Genomic DNA, 25,177 nt, shown 5'->3' on the forward strand with positions numbered 1-25,177 from the left:
CCTTCCACCATATTGCAAAACAGGCGGCGGCTCAGGGCGGCGCACATCCGACATCGCAAACTTGAAAGGCGCTCCATAGACAATGCCGCATGACACGCCCCTTATCGCCACCATCGTCGCCGGTCTGGGGCTGGCTTTCGTCTTCGGGGCTCTCGCCAACCGTTTCCGCATTCCGCCGCTGGTCGGCTATCTCGTAGCCGGCGTCCTGGTCGGGCCGAATACGCCCGGTTTCGTCGCAGATGCCGGCCTGGCCAACGAACTGGCCGAAATCGGCGTCATCCTCTTGATGTTCGGCGTCGGCCTGCATTTCTCGCTGAAGGACCTGCTGTCGGTCCGCGCCATCGCCGTGCCCGGCGCCATCGTCCAGATCGGCTTTGCCACGGCACTCGGCGCCGGACTGTCCTGGATGCTCGGCTGGTCGATGGGCGCGGGGCTGGTGTTCGGCCTGGCGCTGTCGGTCGCCTCGACCGTGGTGCTGCTGCGCGCGCTTCAGGAACGCCGGCTGATCGAGACCGAACGCGGCCGCATCGCCGTCGGCTGGCTGATCGTCGAGGATCTGGCCATGGTGCTGGCGCTGGTGCTGCTGCCAGCCCTTGCCGGCGTGCTGGGTGGCCAGGAACAGGCGGATGTGCATTCGAGCGGCCTGCTGTCGCTGCCGGCCAGCTACGGCATCTGGGGCGTCGTCGGCATCACGCTCGCCAAGGTCGCCGCCTTCGTCGTCGTCATGCTGGTGGTCGGCCGCCGGGTCATTCCGTGGATTCTGCACTACGTCGCCCATACCGGGTCACGCGAACTGTTTCGTCTCTCGGTGCTCGCCATTGCGCTCGGCGTCGCCTTCGGCGCGGCGAAACTGTTCGGCGTCTCGCTGGCGCTCGGCGCCTTCTTCGCCGGCATGATCATGAGCGAATCCGAGCTTAGCCATCGCGCGGCCGAAGAATCGCTGCCGCTGCGCGACGCCTTCTCGGTGCTGTTCTTCGTCTCGGTCGGCATGCTGTTCGACCCGTTCAGCCTGCTCAGCAACGGCCTGCCGATCCTGGCGACACTGGCCATCATCGTCATCGGCAAGTCGCTGGCGGCGTTCGTCATCGTCGTCGCCTTCGGCTATCCCCTGGCGACCGCCCTCATGATTTCGGCCAGCCTTGCCCAGATCGGCGAATTCTCCTTCATCCTGGCCGAACTCGGCGTCGGGCTGAAACTTCTGCCAGAACAGGGCCGCGACCTGATCCTGGCCGGCGCCATCTTGTCGATCGTGCTCAACCCACTGATGTTCCTGGTCATCGACTGGATGAAGCCATGGCTGGAGGCCCGTGCCGCCAGGACGGCGCCGCCGGCCGACGCCAAGCCGGTCGGTCCGGCGACCGAACCGGGCCAGGTCGCCTCGGTCGCCGCAACAGCCAGAAAGGAAGACGGCCCGCCGCCGAAGACGGCGCTTACCGGCCATGCCATCCTGATCGGTTATGGCCGTGTCGGCGGCCTTGTCGGCGCGGCGCTGAAAGAAGCAGCGCTGCCCTTCCTCGTCATCGAGGACGCAGACAAGACACTGGCCAAGCTGAAGGCCGATGGCGTCGAGAGCGTCGCCGGCAATGCCGCCAACGCCGAAGTGTTCGCCGCCGCCAATCCCGAAGGCGCCAGCCGGCTGATCCTCGCCATCCCCAATGCGTTCGAAGCCGGCCAGATCGTGCTCAGGGCGCGCACCGCCAATCCCGGCATCAACGTCGTCGCCCGCGCCCATTCCGATGCCGAGGTCGAGCATCTCAAGGGGCTCGGCGCCGACGCGGTGATCATGGGCGAGCGCGAAATCGCGCGCGGCATCGTCGAGGAGGTGCTCGGTCACAAGCCATCTGCGACCGAACCGTCCGCCGCGTGATCACGCCACGAAGGCAGAACCGCCATTGCGTGCGATGCTGCTGAGATATTGCGCGGGAGGCTTGCCGAGCGCCTTCTTGAACATGGTGATGAAGGCCGTGACGGACTCATAGCCGAGATCACCCGAAACCCGCTGAACGGTGGCACCCGAAGCCAGTTCCCTTATCGCAACGATCAAGTGCAATTGCTGGCGCCAGCGGCCGAAGCTCAAGCCGGTTTCCTTGACGACGAGACGAGCAAGACTGCTCTCGCTGAGCGCCACGCGTTTTCCCCATTCGGCCAACGTGCTGCGGTCGGCAGGATCGTTCGCCAGCGATTCGGCGATCCGCTTCAGGCGCGGCTCGGAGGAGAACGGCAGATGCAATTGCTGGAGAGGCATATCAGGCAGTTCGGCAAGCAGGACGCTTCCCAGGAAAGCGCACCGCGCGTCAACAGGCGCGCAGTCCGACAGTTCGATGATAAGCTCGCGCAGCAGCGGCGAGATCGAAAGCGTGCAGCACCGATCCGGCAGCGCAGCCGCGCCCGGCTCGATGTAGACGAAGAAAATCCGCGCATTGGCCGTCGCGATGTTGCTGTGCTGCATGCGGCTCGGCACCCACACGCCGCAATGCGGCGGCACCATCCAGAGGCCGCTGGGAACGCGGCAGGTGACGCCGCCGCTGAGCGCGAAGACGAGTTGCCCTTTGCGGTGCCAATGCTGCGACACCTCGGCCTTGGTCTCGGTGACGTCGACGCGCACGGCAATCGCCGGAGCAACGATGTCATCGACGTCGAAATCGAGCCATGGGTAACGGAGCGGCTGTCTCATGATTGACAGATTTTAGCGATGAATTGCCTTTATATCTAGATTATTCGTCAGCATAAATCGGTAGGCTCGAGCCGTTCTCGCCAATTGGCAAAGGTGTACTCCATGCTCGCGCTCACCATCTCTTCCGACAATGCCGTCAGACTGAAACTCGCCGAGGTGGACGAGCCACAGCCTTGCGCGAACGAGGCTCTGGTCGCCGTCCGCGCAACCTCGTTGAACCGCGGCGAACTGCGCCTGCTCACCATACGTGCGGACGGCTGGATACCCGGCCAGGACATTGTCGGGATCGTCGAACGGGCGGCAGCGGATGGCTCCGGGCCAGCCCAGGGCGCGCGGGTCGTGGCTTTGGTCGACGAGGCCGGCTGGGCCGAACGCGTCGCCGTTCCGACCGCCCGTCTCGCCGTCCTGCCGGATGAGGTCGGCTTCGTTTCCGCCGCCACGCTCCCCGTGGCGGGCACGACGGCGATGAGGACGTTGCGCCATGGCGGTGACCTGGCTGGCCAAAAGGTGCTGATCACCGGCGCGAGCGGCGCAGTCGGCCGTTTCCAGATCCAGATCGCCCGCGAACAAGGTGCCTTGGTGACCGCGGTCGCCGCCGCCCGGCATGCCGGGGATCTCCGCGATCTCGGAGCCGAGCAGGTGGTCGAGGCGATCGAGCTGGCCGAGGGACCATTTTCGCTGATCACCGAGTCGGTCGGCGGCGAAAGCCTCGCCCGCGCGATCGAACACGTCGCGCCCGGCGGGACCATCGTCATGTTCGGTTCAAGCAGTGGCGAGCTCACGCCCATTGGCTTCCGCCAGTTCGTTCCGGGCCATGAGGGAGCGAGGCTTCAGACCTTCGCCTACTACACGTCCGGCTCAGGCATTGGCGCCGACATTGCCGCGCTGCTCGCCCTGGTCGCGGCCGGCCGGCTGGAAACCCGCGTCGCCTTGACCGTGCCATGGACGGACATCGCCCAGGCCCTGGACTCCCTGCGGCAGCGCAGCTTCAGCGGCAAGGCTGTTCTCACGGTCGCCGGATGAGCAACCCCCGCCGAAGTCCTCACTCACACGTGCTGGCCGCCGTTGATGTGGATTTCCGAGCCGGTCACATAGGAGGCCTGCTGCGAGCACAGGAAGAAGATGATGTCGGCGACCTCGGCGGTGGTACCGAGGCGCCTGAGCGGGATCGTCTCGACGATCTTTTCCGTGCCCGGCGACAGGATCGCCGTGTCGATTTCGCCTGGCGCGATGGCGTTGACCCGGATGCCATGCGGACCAAAGTCATGCGCCATCTCGCGCGTCAGCGAGCCGAGAGCCGCCTTCGATGTCGCATAGGCGGTGCCGGCGAAGGGATGCACGCGGGTGCCGGCGATCGAGGTGACGTTGACGATCGAGCCCTTGGCCGTCGCCAGCTCCTTGAACAGGCCGCGCGCCAGCATGATTGGCGCGAAGAAATTGACCTGGAACACGTCGCGCCAGACATGCATCGGCGTGTCGATCGAGTTCATGCGGCTGTTGCCGTCCTTGAGCTTGGGCGAAATGCCGGCATTGTTGACCAGCGCATTGAGCTGGCCGCCATGTGCTTCGAGCCGATGGCGGATTTCCGAGACGGCGATGCCGACATCTTCCTGATCGGCAAGATCGACCTTGATATGGTCTTCCGGGCCGGCCGGCCACGGGCAATCCTCGGCGAAAGCCTGGCGCGAACAGGTGATGACGCGCCAGCCCTCGCGTGAAAAGCGCTTGACCGTGGCATGGCCGATGCCGCGGCTGGCGCCGGTCAGCACGATGGTTTTTCGGGTGTCGAGTTCAGCCATGTCGCGGTCTCCGGCCGGAGGTGTAGCCGAACACCGTGGCGCTGGCGAGAGGCGGATTGACGCCGCTGCGAACTGCCGGAGCGTCCGCCTCAGCCGCCGCCCAGAATATCCAGGATCGAGGTCTGCTTCCTCTTCTTCAGCGGACCGCCAACATTGCCCGGCGGCACCGGATGGCCGACCGAAGCGGTGGTGCCGTCGTCCGCCGGCATGTTGAAGCCATCGGCATCGACGGTCTGGGCAGGCCGCGCCACGCGGGCCGGCGCTGCCGCCTGGGTCGGCTGTGCCGACGGCGCCTGCTGGCCAACCGACGCGGACGGGACCGGCGCTGGCTGGTTGTTGTCGGCCGAAGGTATGTCGTCGGGCACGATCGTGTCGGCCGGCGTCGACTTCCAGGTGCCGGGCAGCGGCCGCACCGGCACGCCCTCGTGTGCGGCGACCATGAATTCGTGCCAGGCCTGCGCCGGCAGCGCTCCACCGGTGACCTTCTTCATCCCCGTGCCGTCATCATTGCCGAACCACACACCAGTGGTGAGATTGGCGGTGTAGCCGACGAACCAAGCATCGCGCGAATTCTGGCTGGTGCCGGTCTTGCCGGCCGACGGCCAAGCGAAGGCCGCCTTCTTGGCCGTGCCGACCTCGACGGTTCCGGTCATCATCGAATTCATCATGCCGACGATCTCGGGTTTCACCACACGCGGCGCGCTGCCGCCACCGCTGTCGTAGAGCACCTTGCCCTCGGCGGTCGTGATGCGGCGGATGAAGTGGATATCGGGCTTGTAGCCGCCATTGGCGAACGGCACATAGGCCGACGTCAGCTCCAGCGGCGTCACTTCCGAGGTGCCGAGCGCGATCGAGGTGTTGGCCTGCAGTTCGGACTGGATGCCCATGCGGTGCGCCGCTTCCACCACCGCGTTCGGCCCGACCTCCATGGTCAGCTGCGCGGCGACCGAGTTCAGCGACTTGGCCAGCGCCGTCGCCAGCGTGACCTTGCCAAAATACTTGCCGCCGTAATTGTCGGGCGTCCAGTTGCCGATCTTGATCGGCGCGTCGTTGCGGATGCTGTCTGGCGTGCGGCCGGCTTCCAGTGCCGCCATATAAACGAACGGCTTGAACGCCGAGCCCGGCTGCCGGCGCGCTTCGGAAGCGCGGTCGAACTGGCTGGTCGAATAGTCGTAGCCGCCGACCATGGCGCGCACCGCGCCGGAATCGTCGATCGACACCAGCGCGCCCTGGGTGACGTTGAGCTTCTTGCCGCTTTCGTCGATCAGCCGGCGGATCGACTGCTCGGCGAGCTTCTGCAGGTTCAGGTCGACGGTGGAGTCGATGACGATGTCGCCGCGCACGTCGCCGATCAGGTCGGGCAGTTCTTCCATGATCGTGTCGGCGACATAGTTTTCCGAGCCGGTCCAGTAGGACGGCGCGCGCGTCGCTGGCGCGCTGAGCGCTGTCTTCAGCTCCTTGTCGCTGATCTTGCCTTCTTCACGCATGGCCGCGAGCACGAGCTGTGAACGCTCCTCCGCGGCCTTTGGGTCGCGCGCCGGCGACAGCCGCGACGGCGCTTTCAGCAAGCCCGCAAGCAGCGCTGCTTCCGAGAGCGTGACGTCACGCGCGCTCTTGCCGAAATAACGCCGCGAAGCCGCCTCGACACCAAAGGCGCCGGAGCCGAAATAGACCCGGTTGAGGTACATTTCGAGAATCTGGTCCTTGGTGTGCTTGTGCTCCAGCCACAGCGCCAGCAGCACCTCCTGCACCTTGCGCTCCAGCGTGCGGTCAGGCTTCAGGAACAGATTCTTGGCCAATTGCTGCGTCAGCGTCGAACCGCCCTGCGAGAAATGCCCGCCGATGAGGTTGGTCACCATGGCGCGTGACAGGCCGATCGGATCGACGCCGAAATGCGAATAGAACCGGCGGTCCTCGATGGCGATGACGGCTTCGGGAATGTAAGGCGACATTTCGTGCAGGCCGACGGCTTCGCCGCCACTCATGCCGCGATTGGCGAGCAACTGGCCATCGGCCGAGACGATCTTGATGTTGGGGGCGCGGTCGGGGATCGACCAGGTGGTGGCCGCCGGCATCTTGGCACCGTAATAGACGACGACGCCCGCCACCGCGATGCCGCCCCAGATGGCAAGCACGAAGCACCAGTAGAACAGGCGGCCGAGCACGCCGAACAGGCCGCGCCGGCTCCTGCCACGCCCGCCGCGCGACGATTTCGCCTTCGACGATTTGCGCCTTGCGGAGGCTTTGCGGTTGCTCGGCACGACGCGGTCCTCCTCGCTCACCGAAAGACCAGGCTGGGATCGCGCCTGTGGCGGTCCCTCGAAACTGGGCTCGATGCGGCTATCTTTGCGGTTCGCCATGCCTGCGCTTGCTGTCCCCGGTGCCTATGGCGCTCCGGTTGCAGAGTAGATGCGGCGATTTAAGGGCGGGTTAAGTCGGAAAAATTCAAAGCGATTGATAATCAAATGCCTGGGGTCCGGCAGTGATCGCGCTATTCGAGCCCTGATTTTGGCGCCAGCAAACGGTCGCGCCCGCCGCGATGGAACAATCCTCGCCTAGCATTTTGTCCGGGCGCCAAGGCCCAGCCATTCCTCGCCGCGACCCAGGCGGTCGCGGACATGTTCCGTGTTGGGGCGCGATCGCAAATGGTCGCAGCCTCGCGTTCGACCGCGTCCCAAATCACTCGTCACCAGGCGATCACCTGGTGGGCACGCGTCAGCCGATCGCCGCACGAACCGAGAGCGCTGCCCTCGACGATTGCATGACCTCGCCGACATGGCAGTAGCAGACGATCTCGTGCAGTTGATGGTCGGTCAGCTCGAAGAAGCGCTTGGCTTCGCCATAGCTGTCGTCTTTCAGACCCTCGTCGTGCAATATGGGGTCTGTGAAGGCAACCGCTATCGGCGAGCCATCGCCTCGCATGACATCGCGTTCCGCCGGCGCACGGTATTCAGTCCCGGCAAGCGCGGTCAGGAGCCGGCTGGGCTCACGTTCAAGAAGCTCGGCCCAACGCATCAGACGTTGGGTTCGGCTCATCACCGGCTGTATGTTGACCTCGGCCACTGCATGCAGTTGGTCTAGTGTTTGGTGTTTCATGACAACCTCCTAGCAATAGGTTGGTTGATCCCAAACGCCCTGTGTCGACATTATAGCGCCGGAGCGCCGATCCGTCATTCTAATTCCATGCCGGGACAATCGCTCGTCCCGCACTACGCCGATGCAATGGCCCCGTCCTGCCGGCAATTTCCAACTCCTCCGAGTATCGACGACAGCGCCAAAAGGGCCAGCGTCTGGTCCTCGCAGGTCACCGCCACGATGCTGTTCGACCGGTCGATATCAAGGCCTTCGGGCCGACTTCCGCAGGACTGGCCTGCCGCACAGGACGGCCGGCGCCGCGCCGCCGGTCGACGGCAGGCTCAATTCTGCTGGATCGAAATGCCCTTGTCGTCAATCTTGAGCTCGACACCCTTCGGCTTGGTCTGCTCGCGGTAGACATAGACGCCGAGCGCGATGACCACGACGACGAGCGCGCCAATGATGAGATAGAGCGTATTCTGCTTCATGGCGCGCCCTTTGTCGTTTGGAGCCTCAGGCTCGTTTCAGTACCTTGACCAGCACCAGAAGGATGATGGCGCCGATCGTGGCGTGGATGATGGAAGCAATGATGCCGCCGCCGATGGAGAAGCCGATCCGCGGCAACAGCCAGCCGGCGATGAACGCGCCGACGATGCCGACGATGATGTTGCCGATCAGGCCGAAGCCGAAACCGGAAACGATGAGACCGGCAAGCCAGCCGGCGATGGCACCGATGATGATGAAGACGAGAAGGCTTTCTACGCCCATGCCGATTTCCTCCGAGCAAGGGGGCGAGCGCGGAGCGGAAGGCTCCGAATCGGCCCCGATATCAACGGCTTCAGGCTATTCGAAAGCAGCTGGCCCCGCCAGCGGCGCTCATTGATCGTCGTCGTCGCTGGAAGCGGGCCGCCAGCTGGTCGGCTCGACCTTCTTTTGCGTGTGGCTGTCGGTGTAGACCCACCAGCCATCATCACGGTATTGCCCGATGGATTCGTTGATGACGCCGTCGCCGTCCTGCCACATGATGGAGACCTTGGAGCCATCGGTCGGAGCTGTCGATATCGGCTTTCGGTCGGCCATCCTATCCCCCATTTAGCCGTTGAACTGCGCCGACAAAACGCGGCGGTCAGCGTCTGGTTCCAGTCGGCCACCGGCCAGCAGGCTCTCAAGTCGTCAGCTGTGCGCGAAGATATCCTCTTCGTCCCAGCCCATCAGGTCAAGCTTGGCCCTCGTCGGCAGGAAGCGGAAGCAGGCATCGGCCTCCTTGGTCCGCCCCTCGCGCGCCAGCCGCCCGGCCAGCACATCCCGCAGCCGGTGCAGATAGAGCACGTCGGAGGCGGCATATTCGAGCTGCTCGGGCGACAGCGTTTCGGCCGCCCAGTCCGATGATTGCTGCGCCTTGGACAGACCGACGCCGAGAAGCTCGAAGCAGATGTCCTTCAACCCGTGCCGGTCGGTATAGGTGCGGGTCAGCCGCGAAGCGATCTTGGTGCAGAACACCGGCTCGGGCATCACCCCGAAGGCGTTGTAGAGCACGGCAATGTCGAAGCGTCCGAAATGGAACAGCTTCGTCACGTTGCGGTTCTTCAGCAGGCTGACGAGGTTCGGCGCCTTCTTCTGGCCCGGTGCGATCTGGATGACGTCGGCGCTGCCGTCGCCAGGCGATATCTGCACCACGCACAACCGGTCGCGATGCGGGTTCAGACCCAGCGTCTCGGTGTCGATGGCTACCGCCCCGACGTTGTAATGCGAAAGGTCGGGCAAATCATGCTTGTGGAAACGGATGTCGGCCATGGTCTTCTCCGGTCGCGGCGTTCCCCGTCCTCGCCGCGATCCGGTGAAAAATCAACAGGAAAACGACTTTCCGCCGCTCAGCGTGTCAGCGCATCGAGAATGCGCGCCCAGGAGCGCTGGCCCTTGTGGAACGACGACAGCTCGTATTTCTCGTTGGGAGAGTGGATGCGGTCGTCGTCGAGGCCGAAGCCGACCAGCAGGGACTCGATACCGAGATAGGTCTGGAAATCGCCGACAACCGGGATTGATCCGCCACTGCCGGTCGTGACCGCCTGTTTCTCCCATTCGTCCGACAGCGCGTCCTTGGCCTTGGCCAGGAACGGCGAGTCATAGGAAAGCTGGATTGCCGGCGAGCCGCCATGCGGGTGAAATTCGACGGAACAGTCGGCCGGAATGCGCTCCTTGACGAATTTCTGGAAGGCAGCGCGGATTTTCTTTGGATCCTGCTTGTGAACGAGGCGGAACGACACCTTGGCCGAGGCTTCCGCCGCGATCACCGTCTTGAAGCCTTTTCCAGTGTAGCCGCCGATGATGCCGTTGAACTCGGCGGTCGGCCGTGCCCAGGTCAGTTCCAGCACCGAGCGGCCTTTTTCGCCCGAAGGGATCGACAAGCCGACAGGGCCGAGAAAAGTCTCGGCCGTCTCGCCGAGACTTTCCCAAGACTTCAGCACCTGTGTTGGTGTTTCCTCGACACCGTCATAAAAGCCGGGAATGGTGATGTGGCCATCCTTGTCGTGGATGTCAGCCAGCACCTTGGCCAGAATACGGATCGGATTGGCGGCGGCACCTCCATAAAGCCCCGAATGCAGGTCGCGGTCAGCCGCCTTGACCGTCACCTCTTCGCCAACCATCCCGCGCAGCGAAACGCAGATGGACGGCGTCTCGCGGTCCCACATACCGGTATCGCAGACAAGCGCGAAATCGGTACTGAGCTCGGCGGCATTGGCCTCGAGGAACGGCTTCAGCGAAGGCGAGCCGGACTCCTCCTCGCCTTCGAACAGGATGGTGACTCGGCACGGCAAATTGCCATGCACCTGCTTCCAGGCGCGGCAAGCCTCGACGAATGTCATCAGCTGACCCTTGTCGTCGGCAGAGCCACGCCCGGTGATCACCTTGTGGTCAGACCCAACCTCCTTCACCGCTGGTGCGAACGGATCGTTTTCCCACAATTCGATCGGGTCGACCGGCTGCACGTCGTAATGGCCATAGAACAGCACATGTGGGGCGCCTGCCGGCCCCTCATGATGCGCAACCACCATCGGGTGGCCCGGCGTGTCGCGCACGCTGGCATCGAAGCCGATCAGCTTCAGCTCCGCCACCAGCCATTCCGCCGCCTTGCGGCAGTCGGCGGCATAGGCCGGATCGGTGGAGATCGACTTGATCCTGAGCAGGCCGAACAGGCGCTCCAGGCTCTGGTCGAGATTCTGGTCGAGACGGTCGAGGACGGAGGAAACTGCGGACATTTGTGAAGCCTTTCGATTCAGTGCCGGAACCGTAAAGGCAGAGCGGCGAAACGAAAAGCCCGGGAGTGTTGGACCACGGCGCCAGTCGGCCGCCGCAGGCCAAAAAAGTCCGCTGCCGCGGGCCAAAAAAAGACCGCCGTGGTGGAGGGGGAACCACGGCGGCCTCATACTCGAAACGATGCGGCAGCCCGGAGAGGGGGGATAGGCTGCCGCAGTTGTCCGGGATAGGCGGGGGACGGGCCTTGCTCCGGACTTCGGCGAAAACTGCCGATGGCATGTATTTGGGTCTCTGAACGTGGCGATTCAAGGGCACCAACGTTACACTTTTGTAACGTGCCCGTGATCGGGCTTGCACGCCCCGATCTGTCAGGGTGTTGACGGAACCGATATCTGGCGATGTGTTTGGCATGGACCAAGCCACCGCGCCGCGCTATCCCTGCCGGCATGAAAAAAGGCGATCATCTCTTCCTCATCGACGGCTCGGGCTACATCTTCCGGGCCTATCACGCACTGCCGCCGCTGACGCGCAAATCCGACGGCCTGCCTGTCGGTGCTGTTTCCGGTTTCTGCAACATGCTGTGGAAGCTGATGCAGGATGCCCGCAATACCGATGTAGGCATTGTGCCGACGCATTTCGCGGTCATCTTCGACTATTCCTCGAAAACTTTCCGCAACGACCTCTACCCCGAATACAAGGCCAACCGTTCGGCGCCGCCTGAAGACCTGATCCCGCAATTCGGCCTGATCCGACAGGCGACCAAGGCCTTCAACCTGCCTTGCATCGAGATGGAAGGCTTCGAGGCCGACGATCTCATCGCCACCTATTGCCGGCTGGCCCGCGAAGCCGGCGGCGACACCACCATCATCTCCTCCGACAAGGATCTGATGCAGCTGGTCGGCGATACGGTCGGCATGTACGACCCGATGAAGGACCGCCAGATCGGCATTCCCGAGGTCATCGAGAAATGGGGCGTGCCGCCGGAGAAGATGGTCGATCTGCAGGCGCTGACCGGCGATTCCGTCGACAATGTGCCCGGCGTGCCCGGCATCGGCCCGAAGACGGCGGCGCAACTGCTGGAGCAATTTGGCGACCTTGACGGGCTGCTCGCCCGCGCCGGCGAGATCAAGCAGGACAAGAGGCGCGAATCGATCATCGCCAACACCGACAAGGCGCTGATCTCGCGCCAGCTGGTGACGCTGAAGAACGACGTGCCGGTGGCCGAGGGGCTGGACGACTTCGTCCTGCATGCCCCGGACGGGCCGAAGCTGATCGGCTTCTTGAAGACCATGGAATTCACCTCGCTGACCCGCCGCGTGGCGGAAGCCACGAGCACCGAGGCCAGCGACGTCCAGGCCGTCGCGGTGATCGTCGAGCGCGCCGACCATGCCCACGGCCCCGATGTCGGCGCCGGAGCGCCGGTTGTGGTCCGCAGCGGTGCCGAGGCAGGCCAGGCCAACGGTGATGCGACCACTACACCGACGGTGGACGCCGCCAAGCAAGGCGATACCCCTTCCCTGCTCTCGGCCATGCGGCTGGAGCGCGCGGCGACTGGCAGGATCGACACGGCGGCCTATCTCTGCATTCGCGATATCGCGACCTTGAAAGTCTGGGTCGCCGAGGCGCGGGAGGCTGGCGTCACCGCCTTCGACGTCAGGGCGACATCCGGCGATCCGATGCAGGCCGAACTGATCGGCATGGCGATAGCCACGGCGCCCGGCCGCGCCGGCTATATTCCCTTTGCCCACAAGAGCGGCAGTGGCGACCTGCTCGGCGGCGGCGCGCTCGAAAACCAGATACCTCTCCGCGAGGCGCTGGCGGTGCTGAAACCGCTGCTCGAGGACAAATCCGTCCTCAAGATCGCGCAGAACCTGAAATACGATCTCGTCATCATGAGCCGTTACGGCATCGATGTCGCGCCCTTCGACGACACCATGCTGATCTCCTACGTGCTCGATGCCGGTACCCCGCACGGTCACGGCATGGACCAGCTTGCCGAGAAATGGCTTGGCCATACCCCGCTCCAGCTCAAGGACGTAACCGGCTCCGGCAAGAGCTCGGTCGGTTTCGACCAGGTCGACATCGACAAGGCGACGGCGCACGCCGCCGAAGACGCCGATATCACGTTGCGTCTGTGGCTGGTGCTGAAGCCACGGCTTGCCGCCAAGGGCCTGGTCTCGGTCTATGAGCGGCTGGAACGGCCGCTGGTGCCGGTTCTGGCGCGCATGGAACAGCGCGGCATTTCGGTCGACCGGCAGATCCTGTCCAGGCTTTCGGGCGAACTCGCGCAGGGTGCCGCCCGGCTGGAAGAGGAGATCTACCAGCTCATCGGCGAGCGCATCAACATCGGCTCGCCCAAGCAACTCGGCGATATCCTGTTCGGCCGTATGGGCCTGCCCGGCGGCTCCAAGACCAAGACCGGCCAATGGTCGACCTCGGCACAGCTTTTGGAAGACCTCGCCGCCGAAGGCCACGAACTGCCGCGCAAGATCGTCGACTGGCGCCAGTTGACCAAGCTGAAATCGACCTACACCGATGCGCTGCCCGGCTTCATCCATCCCGACACCAGGCGCGTGCACACCTCCTACGCGCTGGCCGCGACGACGACAGGCCGGCTGTCGTCCTCCGACCCGAACCTGCAGAACATTCCGGTGCGCACCGCCGAAGGCCGCAAGATCAGGACCGCCTTCATCGCCGACAAGGGCAACCGGCTGGTCTCGGCCGACTACAGCCAGATCGAACTGCGCGTGCTCGCCCATGTCGCCGAGATTCCGCAACTGCGGCAGGCTTTCGCCGACGGCGCCGACATCCACGCCATCACCGCGTCGGAAATGTTCAACGTCCCCGTGGAGGGCATGCCTTCGGAAGTCCGCCGTCGCGCCAAGGCGATCAATTTCGGCATCATCTATGGCATTTCCGCCTTCGGCCTTGCCAACCAGCTGTCGATCCCGCGCGAGGAAGCGAGCAATTACATCAAGAAATACTTCGAGCGCTTCCCCGGCATCCGCGACTACATCGAAGAGACCAAGGCCTATGCCCGCGAGAATGGCTTTGTCGAAACCATCTTCGGCCGCCGCATCCACTACCCGGATATCCGCTCCTCGAACCCGTCGCTGCGCGCGTTCAACGAGCGCGCCTCGATCAACGCCCGCCTGCAAGGCACCGCCGCCGACATCATCCGCCGCGCCATGGTGCGCATGGAGGAAGCGCTGGACAAGGCGAAACTGTCGGCCCGCATGCTGCTGCAGGTGCACGACGAGTTGATCTTCGAGACGGTCGAGGCCGAAGTCGAAGCGACGATCCCAGTCGTGCGCCACGTCATGGAAAACGCGGCGATGCCGGCGGTCTCAATGTCGGTGCCGCTCCATGTCGACGCGCGAGCCGCGAACAACTGGGATGAGGCGCATTAGCGCCAACGCTTCGTCATCCTACGAAGAGAAGACCTAAGCGGCCACAGCCCGGCACTTCGCGCACGTCCCGCGAAATTCTATGACCGCCTTCTTGGCGGCGAAGCCGGTCGAATGGACCCATTCGTTCAGCCGGTGGTCGACATCATGGTCCGACATCTCGGTCACCTGCCCACATGTGTCGCAGATGGCGAAGGCGGTCATCGAATGGCTGTGATCATGCGGCTCGGCGCAGGCAACGAAGGAGTTGATGCTTTCCAGCCGGTGCACGAAGCCGGACTTCACCAGCGTGTCGAGCGCGCGATACACCTGCAGCGGCGCGCGAAAACCGCGTTCGCGCAACTGGTCGAGCAAGGTGTAGGCGCTGAGCGGTCCGCTGGCGGTCTCGAGCTTCTCGAGCACGCACAACTGGTTCTTCGTCAGCACATCCCTTGCCGCCATGGTCCGGTTCCAACTTGTCCTGCGCCATCTCCAGGCTGTTTGCCCGCGCAAACCGCCTGATCCCATTCAGATAGCGACGAACCGTCGTCTTTGCTACTCTTCTGTTGTTGTCCCTGACCGATCGATAACGTGCCGGCGCATTTGACGACGGCAGGTTTGATGGCGCAGCGACGTTCAAAATACTGACAAAATCCTCGACGAGGGTGGTTTCGCTTGGGAAATTCGATCGGGCTTGGGGAAGCAATATGATCAAATTGACACGCCGGACGCTGCTTGTCGGCACGTCCGCGCTCGTGGCGGCCGGTACGCTCTCGTTCCGGGCGCTGGCGGCATCGCGCACCTATCACGCGCTGCTGGTCGCCTGCACCGAATATCCTGCCCTGCCGCAAAGGAACTGGCTGATCGGGCCGAAGAACGATGCCGGCCTGGTGCACGAATACCTGCTGAAGAACGTACCCGACCCGGTACGCTTCGCGCCCGAAAACGTCACGCTGCTCGCCAAGGACGTGCCCGGTGCCAAAGGCTTGCCGACCCATGCGGCGATCAAGGCGGCACTCGCCGACCTTGCCGCCAAGGTTCAGCGCGACGATTTCGTCTATCTGCATCTGTCCGGCCACGGCGCCCAGCAGCCCGAAAGGGTCAAGGGCGACGAGACCGACGGGCTAGACGAGATCTTCCTGCCCGTCGACATCGAGAAATGGATCAATCGCGATGCCGGCGTGCCGAACGCGCTGGTCGACAATGAGATCGGCGACGCGCTCGACGCGATCCGCAACAAAGGCGCCTTTGTCTGGGCGGTCTTCGACTGCTGCCATTCCGGCACCGCGACGCGCGCCGTCGAAGTCGACGACGAACTGGAGCGCAAGGTCGAATTCGCCGACCTGGTGGGCGGCGACGAGGCTGCAAGGGCGGCGACCCTCAAGGCCTATGAGGACACGGTCGCAAGCGCCTCGCGCGGCCTCGACGAGAATGGCGCGCGCAAGCCCGCCTTCAACCTGACGCCGACCGGCGGCGAACCCATCACCAAGGGCAAGCTGGTCGCCTTCTATGCGGCCCAGACGGTGGAGACGACGCCGGAGATGCCGCTGCCCAAGGGCACGGCGGATGCGCCGCGCTTCGGCCTCTTCACCTTCACCATCCTGTCGAAGCTCGCCGAAAACCCCAACATTACCTATCGCCAGCTCGGCCAGGCCGTGCTGCAGCAATATTCAGCCGACAGCCGCACCCGGCCAACGCCGCTGTTCGAGGGCGAACTCGACGCCCGCGTCTTCGGCACCGACAAGACCGACGCCGTCATGCAGTGGCCCATCGTCGTCAAGGACGGCGAGGCGACGATCGGTGCGGGCCTGCTGCATCGCCTCACGCCTGGCAGCAAGCTTGCCATCCTGCCGTCGGCGCTGTCGTCGCTATCCGACGCGGTCGGCTACGTCGAGGTGCAGTCGGCCAAGAACCTGGAAAGCCGCGTCAAGCCGGTCGAGTTCGAGAAAAAGCCGGCACTCAAACTCGCCGATATTCCTGCCAACGCCTATGCGCGGGTGGCGGAGATCGCCGTCGACTACAGGCTCAGTGTTGCGCGGCCGACCCCGACCAAGGGGCTGGAGAAAGAAGCCGAGCTCGTCAATTCGGTTCTCGACGAACTGGCCACGGCCAAGGAAACCGGCTTCAACATCGAACTGGTCGACCCAGGCAAGAGCGCCGAGCTGCGCTTTGCCGTGATGCGCGAGAATGCCATTGCCGGCGCCGGCAAGGACGCGTCAGACAAGCCGGCGCTGTGGTTCCTGCCGGCGTCGGGTGACGTGACGCTGAAGGACGGCAGCAAGCCGCCGCTGATCATTATCCATCCAGATGACCGCCAGAAGCTGGTCGACGCCACGACCAGGAATTTGCGCACCATCTTCCGCGCCACCGGGCTGTCGCGTCTGGCGGCCGCCTCCGACTACAAGCCCGAGGATGTCGACGTCCAGTTCCAGGTCAAGCGCCGCGACAAGGATGGTCTCGAGCCCCTGCAGGCTTCCGCGGTGCCGCGTGTCTCGCCGGGCGACGAGGTGCATGTGCTGGCCAAGAACAGCTCGGACCAGCTGGTCGACATCAACGTGCTCTATGTCGGCAGCGACTATTCGATCACCCACATCGTCGCCGAACGCCTGGCACCGCAGGCCACGCTGGAGGAAGGGCTGCTCGCCTTCACCGACACCAGCTTCGGCATGGAACGGATGATCGCGGTGCTGACCGAGGCGCCGCCGGAAAGCGAGAAGGAGGATTTGAGCTTCCTGGCGCAGGACGGCGTCGCGGCGATGACGCGCGGCCTCGGCCCCGCCAGCTTCTCCGACATGCTCGCCGATATCGGCTTGGCGCCGCCGACCCGCTCGGTGATGCGGCTTGCCGACAAGAGCGGCCCGAAGGGGGCGGTGATGATCTTCCCGATGGAGACGGTGCCGCGCGCCTGAACTCCGGCTCCAAGGCCGCACGGCCTGGTATATCGGGCTCTTGCGCGATCGGCGCGATATGAGAACATCCCCAGCCGCGGCCAAGGGTTCAGCGACTGACGAAGCAGATAGGATCGATTGTGAAGAAGTCTTTTTTCTCCTGGCGCACGACGGTTGCCGGACTTGCCGGCGGCCTGTTGCTGATCGTCAACGCGTCTGCGCAGGACACATGCGGCCTTTGCGCCAAGCAGGTGGTCATCAATTCGGAACTGGCGACGTGCTTCCTCGATCAGTACGACCAGTTCGCCAAGACCAGCAGTGACGCGGTGGTGGTCGACCTCTCGAGCTGCGCCTCGCGCGGCGTGGTCGAGGCCTTGCCGTCGCCGAACAAGGCGCCGGCGGAGCCGGACATGCAGTTCATTGTTTCGCGCCCGCAGCTGGCATGTCTGAAAAAGCAGCTTGAAGCGCCGGGCGTGGTGCTTGATCCCTCCGCCACCATCGAACTGGACAGCTGCAAATGAAGAAGCCGGGGGGCACGACAAAGCAGACACCGGTGGCCGCGCCCGCAAAGGCGCCGGCGGCGAAGGAGACGCTGCCGGAAACCACCGAAGGTTTTCCTTGGCCGAGCAGCCATGAGATCAAGAAGGAGAGCAATCCCTTCACCGATCGCGACTGGCGCATGCTGGTCTATGCCTGGTCGGGCATGCTGGTGCGTTTCGCCATCATCTTCACCCTGGCATTCTCGGTCTATCAATTCCTGGCGAACCAGGAGCAGAAGCGCGTCGAGCAGACCATGTCCCTGGTCGAGCTCTGGGAAACCAAGGACTATCAGCAGGCACAACGGGCGTTGAAGGATCGCCTTGCCGCCCTCAACGCCAAATACGACAATCTGCTCAGCGCCAATCCTTCGCCGACCGAGGAACAGGTGTTCCGCCAGCGCATCGGCATCGAGGCGATGAGCGCCTCCGGCGGCGACATGCCGCTCGCCGACTTCAGCGAGAATTTCGACCGCATTGTCTATTTCCTCAACCGGCTGTCCTTCTGCGTCGACGGCGACCTGTGCTCACGCAAGGTGACCGATGCCTATTTCCGCGACTACGCCGTCTCCTTCTGGAGCTATTTTGCCGGCTATGTCGACAAGCAGCGCAAGGCGGGTTCGCCGACTTTTGCCACGGCGATCGAGGCCTATGTTGGCAACGGGCAACCAGCGGGCGAAGCCAAATAGCGATGGGGAAACCCGGAATCACCTTGCGCCTCATGCGTGCCTGCCGCTGGCTGGCCATGGCTGGAGCCTTGATCACGTCCTCTGCCGCCCGCGCCGAGGACGCCCCGGATTTCCATCTCGACCTCGACACCGGAGGCCATACCGCACGGATTGCCGACCTCGCCTTCACCCCCGATGGCGAGGACGTTGTCTCGGCATCCGATGACAAGACCATCCGCATCTGGGACTGGCAGAGCGGCGTGACGCTACGCACCATTCGCGGCTATCTCGGCAATGGCAGCGACGGCAAGATCTTCGCGGTCACGGTCTCGCCGGACGGCAAGACGATCGCCGCCGGCGGCTATTTCGGCGCCGGTCTCGGCGACAAGCCGCCCTATGGCGACATCAGGCTGTTCGACTTCGCCACCGGCAAGATGAAGGCCGTTCTCAAGGCCGCCGACTACGCGACCTACGACCTCGCCTTCTCTCCAGATGGCAAGATACTGGCTGCCGGCGGCGGCGACGGCATAGTCTATCTCTGGCGGCTCGACGACAAATCAGCGACGGGCTGGACGCTGGACAAGAAGCTCGACGCCGATTCCTGGCACATCGACAAGCTGGCTTTCGCCGCCGCGGGAACCCGGCTGGCGGCGACCACGACCGACAATGGCATCCGGTTGTGGGATGTCGCCAAGGGCGACGAGATCGCCTTGCCCGCTGACACAGAGCCGTTGCGGGACGTCAGTGTGCTGGCGCTGGCGATCTCGCAGGACGGCAGCCTGTTTGCCACCGGCAGCAAGGACGGCCAGGTCCAGCTCTGGCGCGCGGCCGACGGGACGCTGGTGCGCGCCATGCCCAAGCAGGATTTCCTCATCGGCTCGCTGACCTTCGCCAAGGGATCGCGGCTGGTCGCCTCCTGCGGCTATCGCTGCGCCGACAAGCACCGCTCCGTCGTCTGGAACACCGACAGCGGCGAGAAGCTGCTCGACTACAGCGGCCATGACGGCACGGTCTATGCCAGCGCCGCCAATGCCGGCGGCTCGCTGGTGGCGACGGCCGGCGGCACCCGCAACGCCATCCAAGTCTGGGACCCGGCGACCGGCGAACGCAAGGCCTTGCTCCAAGGAGTGGGCGAACCGGTGACCGCTATCGGCATCGATCCGGCAAACGGCATCATCGCCTGGGGCAACGCCAACCCCTGCCCCGAGCGCGTGGCTTGCCCGGAACAATTGGGCGCATTGGACAAGAGGCTGGAGTTGCCCACAACCGAGCGGTTCTTCGATGACCCGCAGCCGCTGACCGAGCCGGCCTCGTTTGCCCGCGCCGCGCTGAGCGATGGCGAGTGGTCCCTGCACGCCACGGTGGGCGGCAAGGACGCGCTGGAGAACGCGGTGCTGGAGATCGCCAATGGCGGCAAGGTGGTGCGCTCGATCGAGAACGACGCCACCAACGGCTTTGCCCATTCCGCCTTCACGCTGATCGACAACGGGCTTGGCCTGATCACCGGCGGCAATGACGGCACGCTGCTGGAATACAAGGCCGCGACCGCCAGGGTCTCCGGCGAATTCACCGGCCACACCGGCGAAATCAACGCCATGGTCGCCTCGGAGAAAGCCGGCCTGCTGGTCACCGGCAGCGCCGACCAGACCGTGAGGCTGTGGAACCTGAAGACGCACGAGCTGATCGTGTCGATGTTCTTTGCCGGCTCACAATGGATCGCCTGGATGCCGCAAGGCTACTATTATTCCTCCGACGAGGGAGACAAGCTGATCGGCTGGCACGTCAACCAGGACCGTGACCATGAAGGCCGCTTCATCCGCGCCGGCCAGTTGAAGAAATACCTCTGGAGCCCGGAAATGGTGCGCCGCGCCATCATCCTGCGCAGCGCCAAACAGGCAGTCCAGGAGATGCGGCCGGGCGTCGACAACGAGTTGCAGAAGCTCTTGCAGCGCAAGCCGCCGGAATTCGGCATTCGCCTCGCCGACGACCAGAGCAAGGTCCGCGACGGTTATGTCGCCGTCGAAATCACAGGCACCAAGGAAGCCGGAGCCGATGTCGCCGGCTTCTCGATCCTGTCGAACAGCCGCAATGTCGGCGACATCGCGACGCGCTCGGTCGACGGCAACAAGACAACAGTCGAGGTGCCGGTCGAGGATGGTCAAAACACTATCCGCATCACCGGCATCAACGAATATGGCTATCTGACCGAGCGCAGCGTGACGGCGCTGGCAAGGAAGACTGAAAAGGCCGAGGCCAAGGGCAAGCTCTATGTCGCGGTGATCGGCGTCGACAAATATCCGTTCCTGACCGACGCCTGTTCCGGCCATGCCTGCGATTTGCGCTACCCCGTCGACGACGCCACCGAGTTCCTCAAGGTGGTTGCGCAGAAATCGGCACCTTTGTTCTCGTCGATGGAGACGCTGGTTCTGGTCAACCGCGAGGCGCTCGACGAAAGCCCCGACAAGGCGCAACAGACCTACACCGTCGCCAGCGCCGACAACATCATGGAGCCGGACTCGCACACGATCGACGACCAGCTTGCCGATTTCCTCGACAGGCCTGGCGAACACGACACCACCATTGTTTTCGTCGCCGGCCATGGCATCAACATCGACGAGGATTACTATTTCATCCCGACCGATGGCCGCAAACAGGATGCCGACCGCTGGAAGCGCTCTTCGCTTGTCGACTGGGGTGACGTCCAGAAATCGGTCGAGCGGGCCAAGGGCATGCGCTTCATGCTGCTCGACACCTGCCATGCCGCCAACGCCTTCAATCCGCGCCTGGAAAAGGACGCGCAGGACGCGCGCATCGTCGTGTTTTCGGCGACCGCGGCCAACAACACCGCCGCCGAATTGCCGGAGCTCGGGCACGGCGTCTTCACCTATTCGATCCTCGAAGGCCTGCGCGGCAAGGCGAAGACCTCGGATGGCGGCGTCACGCTGTTCGGGCTCGCCGATTTCATTTCGCACGAAGTGGTGCGGCTGACGGCGTCGAAGCAGAAGCCGTTCTACTATGTCGGCGGCGTGGAGAACATCGTGTTGGCCGAGCCGTGATAGCCCGCCTGCTGACGGTCATCATGTTCGCCCTGGTTCTCGGCGGCACGGCACAGGCCGCCCCGATCGCCTGCCCGCCCGGAACCGAAAACTTCCGGACGTTCTACGACGACGCCACGCTGTTCAAGGACGCCATCGCCAGCGTCGCTGCTGTCCGGCCCTCCAACCAGCGGCTGACCGGCATCACCGTGCCGCATCACCTGCTGGCCGCCGACCTCGTGGCACTGGGTTTTCATGCAGCGTCCGGCTTTCGCTACAAGCGCATCGTCATCCTGTCGCCGGACCATTTCCACAAGACGCACAAGCTCTACGCCACCACGGCGCGCGGCTTCGACACCGTGCTTGGTCCGGTGGCCGCCGACACCGATGCCGTGCGCCTTCTGGAAGCCCACGGCGACATGCTCGAGGAATCCTGCCTGTTCGACAAGGAACATGGCGTACGCGCCATGCTGCCCTTCCTGCATCACTACTTCCCCGAGGCGAAGATCGTGCCGGTGGCGATGTCGGTGAAGGCGAAGCGCGGCGACTGGGACCGGCTGGCCGAGGCGCTGAAACCGCTCGTCGACCAGGACACGCTGATCGTCGAATCCACTGACTTCTCGCACTATCTGCCCCAGCATGATTCCAGGCGTTTCGACCAGCAGACGCTGAACATGCTGGCCGCCGGATCGCTCGACGGCATAGCGGCCCTGCGTCAGCCCGATCATGCCGATTCCGTCGGCGCGCTCTACATCCAGACCCGGCTGCAGCGCGAATTGTTCGGCGCCCAGCCGCTGGTGGTCGCCAACGAGAACTCGCAGGAACACACGTCCGACTATGTCGAGCGCACCACCAGCTATGTCGTGGCGCTGTTCGGCGCCTTCGGTCCCGGCTTCAACAACCCGGCGCGGCCAAAGGACAGGATTTATTATCTCGCTGGTGACGTGAATTTCGGTCGTGCCATGAAGAAGATCCTGGTCCGCGACGGCGTTGCCGACAAGATCGTCGACAGCATCCTTTCGCTGACCGGAGCGCGGCCGCTGATCGTCAATCTCGAAGGCGTCATCCTGCCCAACGTGCCGGAAGCGATTGACGACATGACGCTGGCCATGCCGGAAGACCTCGCCGTCAGCATGCTGAAGCGGTTGCATGTCGCCGGCGTCAGTCTCGCCAACAATCACGCCTATGATCTCGGCCCGTCCGGCTATGCCGAGACGCTGCGCGCGCTGGACGAAGCCGGCATCCCGCATTTCGGCCAGGGCGAGACGCTGGCGCTGGCCGATGTCGACCTTGTCGGCCTGACCGACATCGACACCAACGGTTCGAAGAACACCGACCTGCTCACCTCCGCCTTGCTCGACCGGCTGCTGCACGAAAATGCGCAGCGCCCGGTCGTCGCCTTCGTCCATTGGGGCCGCGAGTACAAGACCGAACCGTCGGCGCGCGAAGAGATGCTTGCCGATGGGATGCGGCTGCGCGGCGTCTCGGCCATTGTCGGCGGCCATCCGCATGTCTCGAGTGAGGCGATCGTCCCGGTTGCCGGCGGCGATGTGGCAGAGGTCTATTCGCTCGGCAATTTCCTGTTCGACCAGAGTGCGCAACGCTCCTCAGGTTCGATGCTGGAATTGCGTGTCTTTTCCCAAGGCACGATCTTTGCCAGGCTCATCCCACTGCCCAACTATTTCGAGATGGGTCGCAAATAGGCGACTGCCGTTTTCGACGTGAAGAACCTGAATGTGTGTTGAGATTCAGGTCAGGCCGAGTCGAAAACGGCTGACACCGAGAACCGGAGCGGAGCGTACTTTTCGTACGTGAGCACAGTTCTACTGCGACGCAGTATAACGGGGAAGCGCAGGTATCAGCCGTTTGCAGACCGGCCTCACCTGAATATCGACATACCTTAGCCGCAGCCCATCATCTGGCGGGGTAGATAGCACGCCGCCGGTTCGGTCCTGGTCTCGAACAGCGATTGCTTCGGCCGGAAATAGAAGAAGGTCACCGGCTTGCTCTCGCGCACGCTGCCGTCGGCGAAATGCGCGGCGATGCTGAAACTGTGGATCGACGACATCGCCGACCACATCTTCAGCCGCGCCGTATAGGCGCTGACAGTCTTGTTGCCGCGCACCGGCATGGCGATCGTGTAGTCGTGCTTGCCGATCGGGAATTCGATGTTCTGGTAGCGCATCGCTTCCGGGCTGCCGCCACCGCCATCGCCGCATTCGGCCATCGATTCGGGAGTCTCGAAGACCGCCATGGTCATCTGGGCGCGGAAGGGCTCGCTCTGCTGGTAGACATTGCCCTGATCGTCCGCCCAGGAATAGTCCAACTTGCCGATCGCGTTCAGCGTCATCGCCTGGTTGAAATTGCCAAGATAGTCGCCGACCTCACCGAACTTGATCTTGTTGGTGAGCTGGCTGCGGCAGACATTGAGGCTATCGACCGAGGGACAGGGGAAACGCCCGGTCTCAAGGCTTGCCGTGTCGACGCCGGCCTCGTCGAGCACGCTCTTGATCGACACGTCGACGCCATCGCTGAAACCGCCGATGTCTTTGGTGAACATGCGGCTTGGCTGCCCGGTCGGATTGCCTTCTTCGTCCACCGTGGTGAACTGGACCGACATCTTCATGTCCTTGGCGTCGCCCCAGCCATTGTTGACGATGGAGAAATCGGGCCGGAAGCCGATGCAGCCGAAATGCTCCGAGATCGACAACATCGGTTTGCGGTAGGCGTCGCTGGCAGCGACCTTCATTTCCAGGCTGTCGAGCTTGACCCTGAACTCGTCCGTCGTCGTCAGGTCGACCTCGGCAAAGGCCGGCGTGTCCTCCCAGGTCGCACCTTCATAGACATTGGTGGTATTGACCGTTCCGGTGCCGTTCCAGGCGTCGTTGTAGAGGGTGTCTTCCGGATAGATCGCGATGTCCTCGTCGCGCACCAGGTGCTGGTATTTCATGTCGGCCTGCTGGGTCATGCGCTGGTCAACGATGACGCCGATCTCGACTTTGCCTGCATCGCCGCCGCTGGCCTGCGCCTTGAGGAGGCCTCCGACCTTGGCATCGGCCAGAACGTCTGGACGCGTGCCGCCGACCTCCTTGCCCATCACCCACTGCGATTCATAGACCGTGCCGCCGGGGAGCCGCGTGGTGCCTTTGCCGTTCTTCAACCCGCCGACAAAAGAGCCGGCAAAGATCTCGCCTGTCTTCGACAGCAACCGGCCCTCGCCATTCGGAATGCCGTCTACGAACTGCCCCTCATAGCGGTTGCCTTCGGCATCGACATGGATACCTTCGCCGTTGAGTTCTCCGCCAAGCCAATGCCCGTCGAAAACCTCGCCTGAGCGCAATTCGAGCCGGCCTTGCCCGTCGGGCCGGCCGTTCCTGACATCACCGAAATAGCTGGAGTAGACGGTCTTCGGGTCATAGCTCGCCGAGCCGCGCACCCGCCACACCAGCCTGCCCTTACCGTTGACGGTGCCGTCCTCGGCGATCGTCTTATCAGGCGAGCGGCCCGCGGCCGGCTCCCAGACGAAGTCGAGGTTCTTCTCGGGATGGAAATCCCACACACGCACGGTCCTGCGCAGCACCGAGCGTGTGTCGGCCTGATAGAGGATCTGCACGCGCTCCGCCCAGGCGCCGCCGACACGGGCGGGATCGGCAAAAGCCGGTGAAAGCATCATCGCGCCCAGCATCGATGCGGCCGCGACCCCGAACACTGCCCTTGTCCGCCCCATCCCTCAAGCCCCCTGGACGCCTCGCCCCTTGGCAAGCCAAGCGTAGTCGGGGCGCCGGCCTCGTGCAAGGGAAGCCATGAGGGAAGAATCGGCACGAAAAAGGCGGCAGGATCGACCCGCCGCCTTTGCCTTCA

19 protein-coding genes are annotated in these 25,177 nt (G+C 64.0%); 8 read left to right on the forward strand and 11 right to left on the reverse strand.

The features are described 5' to 3' along the window. The first annotated feature begins 82 nt into the window (after positions 1-82). Complete coding sequence (locus D3242_RS17250) at positions 83-1,867, forward strand: cation:proton antiporter domain-containing protein (RefSeq protein WP_064980893.1); 1,785 nt, start codon at positions 83-85, stop codon at positions 1,865-1,867. Here D3242_RS17250 and D3242_RS17255 read toward each other — a convergent pair whose 3' ends face one another. Then, complete coding sequence (locus D3242_RS17255; protein ID WP_064980894.1) at positions 1,868-2,674, reverse strand: AraC family transcriptional regulator; 807 nt, start codon at positions 2,672-2,674, stop codon at positions 1,868-1,870. It lies immediately after the preceding gene. Positions 2,675-2,776: 102 nt separating this feature from the next. On the opposite strand from D3242_RS17255, the gene D3242_RS17260 reads away from it, so the two are divergent. After that, complete coding sequence (locus D3242_RS17260; RefSeq protein ID WP_064980895.1) at positions 2,777-3,697, forward strand: zinc-binding dehydrogenase; 921 nt, start codon at positions 2,777-2,779, stop codon at positions 3,695-3,697. Positions 3,698-3,720: 23 nt separating this feature from the next. Here D3242_RS17260 and D3242_RS17265 read toward each other — a convergent pair whose 3' ends face one another. From D3242_RS17265 to D3242_RS17300, 8 genes are all read right to left on the reverse strand, one after another. Beyond that, entirely contained in the window at positions 3,721-4,473 is a 753-nt protein-coding gene (locus D3242_RS17265) for an SDR family NAD(P)-dependent oxidoreductase (RefSeq protein WP_019861229.1), read from the reverse strand. 89 nt (positions 4,474-4,562) lie between these two features. Then, positions 4,563-6,833: a transglycosylase domain-containing protein gene (locus D3242_RS17270; RefSeq protein ID WP_064980896.1), complete on the reverse strand. Its 2,271-nt coding sequence runs from the start codon at positions 6,831-6,833 to the stop codon at positions 4,563-4,565. Positions 6,834-7,188: 355 nt separating this feature from the next. Further along, positions 7,189-7,569, reverse strand: a complete 381-nt coding sequence (locus D3242_RS17275) for a hypothetical protein (RefSeq protein WP_019861231.1) — start codon at positions 7,567-7,569, stop codon at positions 7,189-7,191. A gap of 320 nt (positions 7,570-7,889) precedes the next feature. Beyond that, entirely contained in the window at positions 7,890-8,036 is a 147-nt protein-coding gene (locus D3242_RS17280; protein ID WP_019861232.1) for a hypothetical protein, read from the reverse strand. Positions 8,037-8,061: 25 nt separating this feature from the next. Beyond that, the gene (locus D3242_RS17285) at positions 8,062-8,316 is read right to left on the reverse strand and encodes a GlsB/YeaQ/YmgE family stress response membrane protein (protein ID WP_019861233.1); all 255 of its coding nucleotides are present in this window, start codon (positions 8,314-8,316) and stop codon (positions 8,062-8,064) included. 108 nt (positions 8,317-8,424) lie between these two features. After that, positions 8,425-8,628, reverse strand: a complete 204-nt coding sequence (locus tag D3242_RS17290; protein WP_064980897.1) for a hypothetical protein — start codon at positions 8,626-8,628, stop codon at positions 8,425-8,427. 93 nt (positions 8,629-8,721) lie between these two features. Further along, positions 8,722-9,342, reverse strand: a complete 621-nt coding sequence (locus D3242_RS17295) for a ribonuclease D (RefSeq protein WP_019861235.1) — start codon at positions 9,340-9,342, stop codon at positions 8,722-8,724. 77 nt (positions 9,343-9,419) lie between these two features. Then, positions 9,420-10,805: a M20/M25/M40 family metallo-hydrolase gene (locus D3242_RS17300; RefSeq protein WP_064980898.1), complete on the reverse strand. Its 1,386-nt coding sequence runs from the start codon at positions 10,803-10,805 to the stop codon at positions 9,420-9,422. A 444-nt stretch (positions 10,806-11,249) separates the two neighbouring features. Between D3242_RS17300 and polA the strand changes: the two genes are divergently transcribed. After that, complete coding sequence (gene polA / locus D3242_RS17305; RefSeq protein ID WP_064980899.1) at positions 11,250-14,213, forward strand: DNA polymerase I; 2,964 nt, start codon at positions 11,250-11,252, stop codon at positions 14,211-14,213. Positions 14,214-14,246: 33 nt separating this feature from the next. Here the strand turns inward: polA and D3242_RS17310 are convergent, their stop codons facing one another. Then, on the reverse strand, positions 14,247-14,651 hold the full coding sequence (locus D3242_RS17310) for a Fur family transcriptional regulator (RefSeq protein WP_027047405.1): 405 nt from the start codon (positions 14,649-14,651) through the stop codon (positions 14,247-14,249). A gap of 245 nt (positions 14,652-14,896) precedes the next feature. On the opposite strand from D3242_RS17310, the gene D3242_RS17315 reads away from it, so the two are divergent. The 5 genes from D3242_RS17315 to amrB all read left to right on the forward strand — a co-directional run bounded on the left by D3242_RS17315 (position 14,897) and on the right by amrB (position 23,019). Then, positions 14,897-17,098: a caspase family protein gene (locus D3242_RS17315; RefSeq protein WP_171880353.1), complete on the forward strand. Its 2,202-nt coding sequence runs from the start codon at positions 14,897-14,899 to the stop codon at positions 17,096-17,098. Positions 17,099-17,217: 119 nt separating this feature from the next. After that, positions 17,218-17,598, forward strand: coding sequence for a hypothetical protein (locus D3242_RS17320; RefSeq protein WP_019861241.1), 381 nt, complete (start codon positions 17,218-17,220; stop codon positions 17,596-17,598). Beyond that, positions 17,595-18,302: a DUF4760 domain-containing protein gene (locus D3242_RS17325; RefSeq protein WP_019861242.1), complete on the forward strand. Its 708-nt coding sequence runs from the start codon at positions 17,595-17,597 to the stop codon at positions 18,300-18,302. The genes D3242_RS17320 and D3242_RS17325 overlap by 4 nt, the downstream gene beginning before the upstream one ends. A 2-nt stretch (positions 18,303-18,304) precedes the next feature. Beyond that, the gene (locus D3242_RS17330) at positions 18,305-21,337 is read left to right on the forward strand and encodes a caspase family protein (protein ID WP_223217857.1); all 3,033 of its coding nucleotides are present in this window, start codon (positions 18,305-18,307) and stop codon (positions 21,335-21,337) included. Beyond that, complete coding sequence (gene amrB, locus D3242_RS17335; RefSeq protein WP_064980904.1) at positions 21,334-23,019, forward strand: AmmeMemoRadiSam system protein B; 1,686 nt, start codon at positions 21,334-21,336, stop codon at positions 23,017-23,019. Before D3242_RS17330 ends, amrB begins: the two co-directional genes overlap by 4 nt. A 197-nt stretch (positions 23,020-23,216) precedes the next feature. On the opposite strand, the gene D3242_RS17340 is transcribed toward amrB, so the two are convergent. After that, the gene (locus D3242_RS17340; RefSeq protein ID WP_223217856.1) at positions 23,217-25,025 is read right to left on the reverse strand and encodes an MORN repeat-containing protein; all 1,809 of its coding nucleotides are present in this window, start codon (positions 25,023-25,025) and stop codon (positions 23,217-23,219) included. Positions 25,026-25,177 lie beyond the last annotated feature (152 nt).

Origin of the sequence: Mesorhizobium jarvisii, from assembly GCF_003601985.1 — a bacterium.
GTDB classification, from domain to species: domain Bacteria; phylum Pseudomonadota; class Alphaproteobacteria; order Rhizobiales; family Rhizobiaceae; genus Mesorhizobium; species Mesorhizobium jarvisii.